General features: G+C 68.2%; 10 protein-coding genes and 1 tRNA gene. 5 read left to right on the top strand and 6 right to left on the bottom strand.

The genetic code is table 11. The annotated features are described in order from the left end of the window. From AX744_RS20325 to aceE, 3 genes are all read right to left on the bottom strand, one after another. Window positions 1-286, bottom strand: a 286-nt coding sequence (locus AX744_RS20325) for an ACP S-malonyltransferase (protein ID WP_197429233.1), incomplete at its 3' end; no start/stop codon positions are given. Window positions 287-377: 91 nt separating this feature from the next. Then, complete coding sequence (locus AX744_RS12960; RefSeq protein WP_061017320.1) at window positions 378-1,574, bottom strand: PucR family transcriptional regulator; 1,197 nt, start codon at window positions 1,572-1,574, stop codon at window positions 378-380. A gap of 31 nt (window positions 1,575-1,605) precedes the next feature. Beyond that, a complete protein-coding gene (gene aceE / locus AX744_RS12955) occupies window positions 1,606-4,332 on the bottom strand; it encodes a pyruvate dehydrogenase (acetyl-transferring), homodimeric type (RefSeq protein WP_061017317.1) in 2,727 nt (908 codons plus the stop codon). A gap of 153 nt (window positions 4,333-4,485) precedes the next feature. Here aceE and AX744_RS12950 point away from each other — a divergent pair. After that, window positions 4,486-4,558: transfer RNA gene (locus AX744_RS12950), tRNA-Val, on the top strand. A gap of 33 nt (window positions 4,559-4,591) precedes the next feature. Here AX744_RS12950 and AX744_RS12945 read toward each other — a convergent pair. Beyond that, the gene (locus tag AX744_RS12945; protein ID WP_061017315.1) at window positions 4,592-5,035 is read right to left on the bottom strand and encodes a hypothetical protein; all 444 of its coding nucleotides are present in this window, start codon (window positions 5,033-5,035) and stop codon (window positions 4,592-4,594) included. 95 nt (window positions 5,036-5,130) lie between these two features. Between AX744_RS12945 and AX744_RS12940 the strand changes: the two genes are divergently transcribed. From AX744_RS12940 to AX744_RS12930, 3 genes are all read left to right on the top strand, one after another. Further along, window positions 5,131-5,688, top strand: a complete 558-nt coding sequence (locus AX744_RS12940; protein ID WP_058631883.1) for a dihydrofolate reductase family protein — start codon at window positions 5,131-5,133, stop codon at window positions 5,686-5,688. 121 nt (window positions 5,689-5,809) lie between these two features. Continuing rightward, window positions 5,810-6,697, top strand: a complete 888-nt coding sequence (locus AX744_RS12935) for a TIGR01777 family oxidoreductase (RefSeq protein ID WP_061017313.1) — start codon at window positions 5,810-5,812, stop codon at window positions 6,695-6,697. A 67-nt stretch (window positions 6,698-6,764) separates the two neighbouring features. Next, window positions 6,765-7,718 carry an L-lactate dehydrogenase gene (locus AX744_RS12930; RefSeq protein ID WP_058631885.1) on the top strand — a complete coding sequence of 318 codons (954 nt, stop codon included), beginning with the start codon at window positions 6,765-6,767 and terminating at the stop codon, window positions 7,716-7,718. A 37-nt stretch (window positions 7,719-7,755) separates the two neighbouring features. Here the strand turns inward: AX744_RS12930 and AX744_RS12925 are convergent, their stop codons facing one another. Next, window positions 7,756-8,520, bottom strand: coding sequence for an SDR family oxidoreductase (locus AX744_RS12925; RefSeq protein ID WP_061017310.1), 765 nt, complete (start codon window positions 8,518-8,520; stop codon window positions 7,756-7,758). A 100-nt stretch (window positions 8,521-8,620) separates the two neighbouring features. Here AX744_RS12925 and AX744_RS12920 point away from each other — a divergent pair, with 100 nt between their 5' ends. Continuing rightward, window positions 8,621-9,457, top strand: coding sequence for a helix-turn-helix transcriptional regulator (locus AX744_RS12920; RefSeq protein WP_061017309.1), 837 nt, complete (start codon window positions 8,621-8,623; stop codon window positions 9,455-9,457). A gap of 10 nt (window positions 9,458-9,467) precedes the next feature. Here AX744_RS12920 and AX744_RS12915 read toward each other — a convergent pair. After that, the coding region (locus AX744_RS12915) for an aldo/keto reductase (RefSeq protein ID WP_061017307.1) at window positions 9,468-10,166 on the bottom strand (699 nt) is incomplete at its 5' end.

Raw genomic sequence — 10,166 nt, 5'->3', positions numbered from 1 at the left:
GCGCGGCGATCTCACCGACCGAGTGACCGGCGATCCCGTCGGCGCGGCGTCCGGCTCGCTGCGTCAGTGCGTCACCGGCGATCAGCGACGCGGCGACGATCAGGGGCTGCGCGACGCGCGTGTCCCGGATCGTGTCGGCGTCCGACACCGTCCCGTGCTCGATCAGGTCGACCCCCGCGGCGTCCGAGTACACGGCGAGGCGGTCTGCCACTCCGTCGAGCTCGAGCCAGGGGGCGAGGAAACCGGGGGTCTGCGAGCCCTGTCCAGGGCATACGACGACAATCACCCACCCAGTCTGCCAACGATCGGGGCGAAGCGGTGGATGATCCATCACAAGATTCCGAAAAACCCTTGTGTGTGGCGTACAGAAAGCCGACTCAGCGCGAAGGGCGGCGAAGCGGTGCGCGTCGACGGACCTGGTCTGCGGCGCCGATCGAGCCGAGGATCAGCGCGGTCTGCAGGATGAGGGCCTCGCGGGGACCGGTGGCATCCCAGCCGATCACCTCGCTGACGCGCTTCAGGCGGTATCGCACGGTGTTGGGATGCACGAAGAGCTCGCGTGCCGTGGCCTCGAGGGAGCGCCCGTTGTCGAGGTAGCTCCACAGCGTGGTGACCAGGTCGGTCGAGTGGGCCTGCAACGGGCGGAAGATGCGTTCGATGAGGGTCTGCTTGGCGAGCGGGTCGCCGGCGAGGGCGCGCTCGGGCAGCAGGTCGTCGGCTTCGACCGGGCGGGGAGCACCGCGCCATGCACGGGCGACCGCGAAACCGGCGAGAGCGGCACGGGCACTCTGGCTCGCATCGACGAGTGCGGCGACCTCCGGTCCGAGCACGACATAGCCAGGACCGAACGAGGGCTCGAGGCGGGAGGCGATCTCCCGGAACCCGAGCTCTTCCTCTTCGCCGTCCTGCCCCTCGACGCGGGCGCGCCCCAGGACCAGCACGAGCCGGGAACCCTGCACGCCGATGAGCACGTCGACCGCGAGCTTGCGTGCGGTGCGACGAACCAGGTCGACGTCGAACTGCGCGGGCGTGGTGCCCACGAGCACGGCCACCTCGCCATGACCATGCCATCCGAGTGCGGCGATCCGGCTCGGCAGCTCCTCGTCGGCTTCGCCGGTGAGGATCGAATCGACGACGAGGGCCTCCAGCCGGGCATCCCAGAGTCCGCGGGCTTCGGCGGCTCTGGCATACACATCAGCGGCGGCGAAAGCCACATCGCGGGAGTAGAGGAGGATCGCCTCCCGCAGATCGTCGCCTCGTCCGGCGACGCGTTCCTCCGTGACCTCGACCGTCACGCGGATGAGCTGCAGAGTCTGCTGGAGGCTCACGCTGCGCAGCAGCTCGCGCGGGGCTGCCGCGAAGATGTCGGCGGCGATCCACGGCGTGGAGGTGGGGTCTTCATACCACTGGATGAACGAGGTGATGCCCGCCTGGGCCACCAGCCCGACCGCGGAGCGGCGGGCTGGTGGCATGTCGGCGTACCACGGGAGGGTGTCCTCCAGGCGTTTGATCGTCACCGAAGCGATGTCACCGGAGATCCGGCGCAGCCAGGTGAGTGTCGCGGCCTTGTCCATGCCGGAGGGAGAAGAACCTGTCACCGAGGGCTCAGCTTTCGCCGCCCGCGTTGCCGCTGGTCCCGGCGTTCACATCGTGCAGGCGGTACTTCTCGATCGCCTGGGCCGCGAGCGAACGGTCGACCTTGCCGTCCTCGGCGAGCGACTGCAGCGTGCGGACCACGATGGACGGGCCGTCGATCTTGAAGAAGCGCCGTGCGGCGGCACGGGTGTCGGAGAAGCCGAAGCCGTCGGCACCGAGAGTGGCGAAGCGGTTCGGGACCCACGGACGGATCTGGTCCTGCACGGCGTGCATGAAGTCGCTGACCGCGACGACCGGTCCCTCGGCACCCTGGAGCTTCTGAGTGAGGTACGCGGTGCGCGGCTCGGCCTCGGGGTGCAGGAAGTTGTGCTCGTCGGCGGCGAGGCCGTCGCGGCGCAGCTCTGTCCACGAGGTGACCGACCAGACATCGGCGATCACGCCCCAGTCCTTCTTCAGCAGCTCCTGCGCTTCGAGGGCCCAGGGGAGTCCGACACCGGATGCGAACAGCTGTGCGCGGTGTCCCTCGCCCTCGCCGACGGAGACGCGGTGGATACCGCGGACGATGCCGTCGACGTCCACATCCTCCGGCTCGGCCGGCATCACGAGAGGCTCGTTGTAGAGCGTGATGTAGTACATCACGTTCGGGTCCTCGTGCTGGCCGCCGTACATCCGCTCGAGACCGGAGCGCACGATGTGCGCGATCTCGTAGCCGTAGGCCGGGTCGTACGAGATCGTCGCCGGGTTGGTGGCGGCGAGCAGGTGCGAGTGGCCGTCGGCGTGCTGGAGTCCCTCACCCGTGAGGGTGGTGCGACCGGCCGTGGCGCCCATGATGAACCCGCGGGCCATCTGGTCGCCGGCTGCCCACTGGGCGTCGCCCGTGCGCTGGAATCCGAACATCGAGTAGAAGATGTAGACCGGGATCAGCGGCTCGCCGTGCGTGGCATAGGACGTGCCCGCCGCGGTGAAGGCGGCGAGGGCGCCGGCCTCGTTGATGCCGACGTGCACGATCTGGCCCTGCGGGCTCTCCTTGTAGGCGAGGAGGAGCTCACGGTCGACCGACGTGTAGTGCTGGCCGTTCGGGTTGTAGATCTTCGCCGACGGGAAGTAGGCGTCCATGCCGAACGTGCGCGCTTCGTCGGGGATGATCGGCACGATGCGGTGACCGAAGTCCTTGGAGCGCAGCAGGTCCTTCAGCAGGCGGACGAACGCCATGGTCGTGGCGATCTCCTGCGTGCCGGAGCCCTTCTTGGGCAAGGCATATGCCGAATCGTCCGGGAGGGAGAGCCCGACGTGGGTCGAGCGGCGCTCCGGGAGGAACCCGCCGAGCGCGTTGCGGCGCTCGAGCATGTACTGGATCGTCTCGTCCTGAGGCCCCGGGTTGTAGTACGGGGGCAGGTACGGGTTCTCTTCCAGCTGCGCATCCGTGATCGGGATGTGCATGGCGTCGCGGAACGTCTTGAGGTTGTCCAGCGTCATCTTCTTCATCTGGTGGGTCGCGTTGCGGCCCTCGAAGTGCGGTCCGAGGCCGTAGCCCTTGACGGTCTTCGCGAGGATGACGGTGGGCTTGCCCTTGTGCTCGGTCGCGGCCTTGAACGCGGCGTAGACCTTGCGGTAGTCGTGGCCACCGCGCTTGAGGTTCCAGATGTCGTCGTCGGAGTAGTCCTTGACGAGGGCCGCGGCCCGCTCGTCGCGGCCGAAGAAGTGCTCACGGATGTATGCGCCGGACTCGGCCTTGTACGTCTGGTAGTCGCCGTCGGGGGTGACGTTCATGAGGTTGAGCAGTGCACCCTCGGTGTCGCGGGCGAGCAGGTCGTCCCACTCGCGGCCCCAGACCACCTTGATGACGTTCCAGCCCGCGCCGCGGAAGAACGACTCGAGCTCCTGCACGATCTTGCCGTTGCCGCGCACGGGGCCGTCGAGGCGCTGCAGGTTGCAGTTGACGATGAAGGTGAGGTTGTCCAGTCCCTCGTTGGCTGCGACCTGCAGCTGTCCGCGGCTCTCGACCTCGTCCATCTCGCCGTCGCCCAGGAATGCCCAGACGTGCGACTGGGACGTGTCCTTGATGCCGCGGTTCTCGAGGTACTTGTTCGACATCGCCTGGTAGATGGCGTTGATCGGACCGAGGCCCATCGACACCGTCGGGAACTGCCAGTACTCCGGCATCAGGCGCGGGTGCGGGTAGGACGGGATGCCGTTCGGCGCGTGCGACTTCTCCTGGCGGAAGCCGTCGAGCTGGTCCTCGGTGAGGCGCCCCTCGAGGAAGGAGCGGGCGTAGGTGCCGGGTGAGGCGTGGCCCTGGATGAAGATCTGGTCGGCGCCACCGGGGTGGTCGGCGCCCTTGAAGAAGTGGTTGAAGCCCACTTCATACAGCGCCGCGGAGGACGCGTACGTCGAGATGTGACCACCGACGCCGATGCCGGGGCGCTGGGCGCGGTGCACCGTGATGGCCGCGTTCCAGCGGATCCAGGCGCGGTACCGGCGCTCGACCTCCTCGTCGCCAGGGAACTCGGGCTCGTTCTCCGGCGCGATGGTGTTGATGTAGTCGGTGGTCGGGACCATCGGCACGCCCAGGTGCAGCTCCTTGGAGCGCTTGAGGAGGCTGAGCATGATCTCGCGGCCACGTCCGTGGCCCTTGGCGTCAACCAGCTCATCGAGCGACTGCTGCCATTCGCCCGTCTCTTCCGGGTCGCTGTCCTGGGGACCCTGGGAGTACGGATCCTGGTCGTGCACGGTCACGGGGGAACCTTTCGTCAAGCTGGCAGGTCATGCCAAGGAAACGGGAAGCGACACGGGCAGCCTTGTCAGCTGTGCACAACGCGCGCCGGGTTCAGCCTATCCCTCTTCCACGACACGGGTGCGCATCGTCCGCCCGATAGACTGGGCATACCAGGGCCTTTAGCTCAGCTGGTAGAGCGCCACGTTTACACCGTGGATGTCGTCGGTTCGATCCCGGCAGGGCCCACCTCCACCGAGACGGCTCACCCCGCCGCGACCACTAACGAGGCTTCGCAGCGATCACCGAGTTCGGGATGTGCCCGGCGGCGAGCACCGCCGCCGCAATCGCGATCCAAGCGTTCTGGAGCCACGCGGCACCGGCGAGGAACACGCCGACCGGTAGCAGCGCCATCGGAACGGGAACTCCGACGACCGGGGCGAACAGCGACGACAGTCGTCTGCCCGACACGAGGTAACGCCCCCAGAGGGCCCAGTACGCCACGACGAGGATCGCCGCGGGGATCGCCCACCACCAGAGCGGGCGATCGCCCACCGTGATCACCGGCACCGTCACGCAGAGTGCCTGCCCTGAACGTTCGAGGACCTCGACGACCTTCGGCACGGCGACGCGCTCCATCGCCGGTCGAGGAGGGAACCACACCAGCAGCAGGTTGGGGGCGAACACGGCGAGACTCAGCGCGAGCCCGAGCACCGAGAAACCCATGATCGCGACCTTATCGGGCAGATGCGGGGTCCGTTGCCCTTCGGCTTCCCGTCGACTCCCTGGCGGTCGCCTCGCTGCGGATCTAGGCTCCCGACATGGGACTTCTGACCTTCAGCCTCAATATCACCCTGGACGGCTGCGTCGACCATGAGGAGGGGATCGCCGATGACGAGACCCACGCCTACTTCACGCGGTTGCTGGAGGATTCCGGCGCCGTGCTCTGGGGTCGCACGACCTACGAGATGATGGAGGACGCCTGGCCCGCGGTCGCTCGCGGCGAGGTGGAGGCCCCGCCGGCGCTGCGCGAGTGGGCGCTCGCTCTCGAGGTCAAACCCAAGTACGTGGTGTCCTCCACGCGCGATGAGTTCCCCTGGACGAACACCCATCGGATAGCCGGGAACCTGCGAGAGGGCGTGCAGCGTCTCAAAGACGACACGCCGGAGGGTGTTCTCCTCGGAAGCGGCGCCCTCGCCGCCGAACTCGACAGGCTCGATCTGATCGACGAGTACCGGTTCCTCATCCACCCCCGGATCGCGGGGCACGGTCCGACCCTGTTCCGGGATCGATCGTCCGACACGCGGAAGCTCGAACTGGTCTCGGCGGAGCCGCTGCGCAACGGAGCGATCGTGACGCACTACAGGCGCGCCGAGTGATCCGGCCCGGTGCATACCGCGTCGCGGTCGCCGAGGCAAGGCCCGAGGGGCGGGCGCAGCGCGGCGCGTACGCTGTACCGCACGGCAGGACTCCAGAATCGACAGCGGGGAGCTTTCACACATGGCGGGACGCATCGTCATCAGCGGGGCCTCTGGCCTGATCGGTTCCGCGTTGGCCGCTTCGCTGCGCACCGACGGTATCGAGGTCACCACCCTGGTGCGTCGTGCGCCGCGATCCGAGGATGAGGCGCAGTGGGCGCCGGGCGAGAGCGCGCTCGACCCTGATGTCGTGGCAGGCGCCGACGCCGTGGTCGCGCTCGGGGGTGCCAGCGTCGGACGACTTCCGTGGACGCGCGGCTATCGTCGTCAGCTGGTCGACTCGCGTCTGCAGGCCACCCGCACCCTGACGACCGCCCTCCGTGCGCTGCGGTCCGATGCTCCGGCTCTCGTCTCGGCGTCCGCGGTCGGCTACTACGGTTCCGCTCCCGGCGAGATCCTCACGGAGGACTCCGCTGCAGGGCAGACGTTCCTGGCGGAGCTGACGGTGCGGTGGGAGGCCGAAGCCCGACGCGCGGAGGACCACACCAGGGTCGCGCTGCTGCGTACCGCTCCCGTCATCCATCGGCGAGGAGTGCTCAAACCGCTCATCCAGCTGACCCGGTTCGGCGTCTCGGGCCCGCTCGGTCAGGGCACGCAGATCTGGCCCTGGATCTCACTCGACGACGAGGTGCGTGCGATCCGTCACATCCTCGACGCGAAGATCTCGGGGCCGGTCAACCTCACGGGGCCCACTCCCGCGTCTGCGAACGACATCGGGCGTGCTCTCGCCGAGCGGATGCACCGGCCGTTCTGGCTCCCCGCCCCCGCCTGGGCGCTCCGGATCGCACTCGGCGATGCCGCCGACTCGCTCCTGCTCCCGGATGCGGATGTGCGTCCGCAGGTGCTGGAGCTGTCCGGCTTCCGATTCACACATCCGACCGCCGCCGACGCTGTGGCCGCCGCGCTCTGACCGTTCTGGGGCATTCTTCCGGCGACAGCCCTCCCGCATCGACACGTTCCACTGCGAGACTGAGCGCATGGAGATCATCGAGAACTCGAAGCTCACGGTCGTCGGCGCGGGAAGTGTGGGGTCGAGTGTCGCCTATGCGGCACTGATCAGGGGTTCCGCGCGGCATGTCGCGCTCTACGACATCGCGACCGAGAAGGTCGAGGCCGAGGTGCTCGACCTCGCTCACGGCACGCAGTTCACCGGCTCGAGCGACATCATCGGCGGCAGCGACATCTCCGTCGCCGCGGGTTCGCACGTCGTCGTGATCACGGCCGGCGCGAAGCAGAAGCCAGGCCAGACCCGCATCGAGCTCGCCGAGGTCAACGCAGGCATCATCCGTGGCATGATGCCGGATCTGCTGGAGGTCGCCCCGAACGCGATCTACGTGATCGTCACGAATCCCTGCGACGTGCTGACGGTCATCGCGCAGGAGGAGACCGGGCTTCCGCCCGAGCGCATCTTCGCCTCGGGAACCGTGCTCGACACCTCGAGGCTGCGCTGGAAGCTCGGACAGCGCGCCGGTGTCTCGACGGCGAGCGTCCATGCGCACATCATCGGCGAGCACGGCGACACCGAGTTCCCGCTCTGGTCCCGTGCCACGATCGGCACGGTGCCGATCCTGGAGTGGGAGACTCCGGGGCACCCGCGATTCACCCTCGATGAGCTGCAGGAGATCGCCGTGGACGTGCGTGACGCCGCGTACAAGGTGATCCTGGGCAAGGGCGCGACCAACTACGCGATCGGCCTGTCGAGTGCGCGCATCGTCGAGGCGATCCTGAGTGACGAGCACGCCGTGATGCCGGTGAGTACCGTGCTGCGTGATTTCCACGGTATCGACGGTGTCGCACTCTCGGTGCCGTCGATCGTGAGCGCGACGGGGGCGGTGCCGATCCGGAACACATCGTTCTCCGACGGGGAGCTGGCCCTGTTGCGCCAGTCCGCCGACGCCCTCACGACTGCGGCGGCATCCCTGCGTCCGTGAGCGGGGGATCGTTGCGAAGCCGACACCCCGCTCCGCATCACCGGCCGTGCGGGTCCATGCGGTTGAGCGTGGCGACGACCTGATCGTAATCACCGCGGGCCTCGCCGTAGCGGAGGAACTTCACCCGCTCGACCTGGATCTCGGCGGCGTCGGGCTGGGCCTCGATCAAGGCCATGACCTCGTCGATGAACTCGTCGAGCGGCATCGCCGACTCGTTGTCCTCGTGGCCCGGCATGAGCGCCGTGCGCACAGCGGGAGGCTCGAGCTCGAGCACCGACACGCTGCTCCCCTCGAACTGCAGGCGCAGGGACTCGCTGAGCATGTGGATCGCGGCCTTGCTGGCGTTGTAGGTGGGTGTCACCCGGAGCGGGGCGAACGCGAGTCCGGACGAGACGGTCATGATCGTCGCGTCGCCCTGGGCGCGGAGGTGCTCGACGAAAGCGGCGATGAGTCGGATGGGGCCGAGGATGTTGGTGACGACCGTCTCCTCCGCGGCGGAGAGGAATCCCGAGGGCGTGCTCCAGTCCTCGGCCCGCATGACGCCCGCCATCGTGATGAGCACATTGAGACCGGGGTGCGCGGCGAGCACCTCGGCCGCCGCTGCTTCGATGCTGCTCGCATCCGTCGTGTCGACCCGTACGGTGTGGATGTCGGGGTGCTCGTCGGCGATCGTCGCGAGACGGTCCTCGCGGCGCCCTCCGACGATCACGGTGTTCCCCCGTTCCCGCAGCCGCAACGCGAGAGCGAGACCGATGCCGCTCGTGGCGCCGGGGATGAAGATGGTGTTTCCGCTGATGTTCATATCCCCACCGTCGTCCTCCTGTGGCAGCCGCTCCAGAGAGCGGTCATCCAGGGACGGGCGATCCCTGGAACGCGAGCCGGCAGCGGGGGATACTTCTGAGGTGGACCGCGAAGCACTGGCCGAATTCCTCCTCCGTCGACGCGAGGCGCTGAGCCCGGCCGACGTCGGACTCGCGGCAGGGCCGCGGCGTCGCACCGCGGGTCTGCGCCGAGAAGAGGTCGCGCAGCTGGCGACGATGTCGACGGACTACTACACGCGACTGGAACAACGACGAGGGCCTCAGCCGAGTGTCCAGATCCTCACCGCCCTGGCCCGGGCCCTGCGGCTGACCGAAGACGAGCGGGACTATCTCTTCCGGCTCTGCGGACACAGCGCCCCCGATCGTGCCTGGCACGCGGAGTACGTGCGCCCGGGCATCCTCCGCGTGCTCGACCGGCTGCACGACACCCCCGCGTTCGTCGTCTCGGTGCTCGACGAAGTGCTCGTGCAGAACGACGCATCCCGTCCGCTGATCGGCGACGCGACCACCCTCACCGGACTCGACCGGAGCGGCATCTACCGCTGGTTCGCCTACCCCGATACCGAACGGCTGCGCTACCGGGAAACCGACCATCCGCGACAGGCCCGTGCGCTCGTGGGCTCGCTGCGTGCCGCATACGGGGTGATGGGTGCTCGATCGAGGGCGGGTGACATCGTTGCGGAGCTGACGGTGCGCAGCTCGGAGTTCGTGGAGTTGTGGGACGCGCACGAGGTGAGTCGACGATTCGAGCAGCACAAGGTGATGGTGCATCCCGAGCTGGGTGAGATCGAGGTCGACTGTCAGGCGCTGTTCACCGAGGACGAGTCGCAGGCGCTCATCGTGCTCACAGCAGCGCCGGGGAGCGAATCCGCGAGCAAGCTCGAGTTCCTGCGGGTCCTCGGCACGCAGAACGTCTGACCAGCGGTCGTCAGGACTCTTCGTGGGTCCGGGGATCGGCGTCGAACAGGCGCCCGTCCGGGCGACCGAGCGCGGTGATCGCGGCCACCTCCGCGTCGTCCAACACGATCTCCGCGGCGGCGAGGTTCGTCACCTGGTGCTCGAGTGACGAGGCCTTCGGGATGGAGACCGTGCCACGGGCCACGTGCCATGCGAGCACCGTCTGCGCGGTGGTGATACCCCGGGACGATGCGATCTCGTTGATCACGGGTTCGTCGAAGAGCTCCTTCGCACGCCCCAACGGGCTCCACGCTTCGGTGAGGATGCCGCGTTCGCGGTGGTAGGCCAGCTGCTCGTCCTGCGGGAAGTACGGATGCACTTCGATCTGGTTGACCACGGGCCTGACCCCGGTCTCCCGCTCGATGCGCTCAAGGTGCTCCGGGAGGAAGTTGGAGACGCCGATCTGGCGGACGACGCCTCTGGCCTGCGCGTCGACGAGCGCGGCCCACGCCTGGACGTACTCGTCCTGGTTGGGGTTGGGCCAGTGGATGAGGTGCAGGTCGGTCACGTCGAGTCCGAGGCGGGAGCGGCTCTCCTCGATGCTGGTGCGCGCCTTCGCCGAGGAGTGGTGCCGTCCGGGGAGCTTCGTGGTGACGATCACGTCCGAACGTGCCACCCCGGAAGCTGCGACCCCACGGCCCACCGAGCCCTCGTTCTCGTAGTTGAATGC

Origin of the sequence: Microbacterium sp. CCH5-D1 (assembly GCF_001557335.1) — a bacterium.
Lineage (GTDB): Bacteria > Actinomycetota > Actinomycetes > Actinomycetales > Microbacteriaceae > Microbacterium > Microbacterium oxydans.
This window is presented reverse-complemented; position numbering and strand designations above follow the sequence as displayed.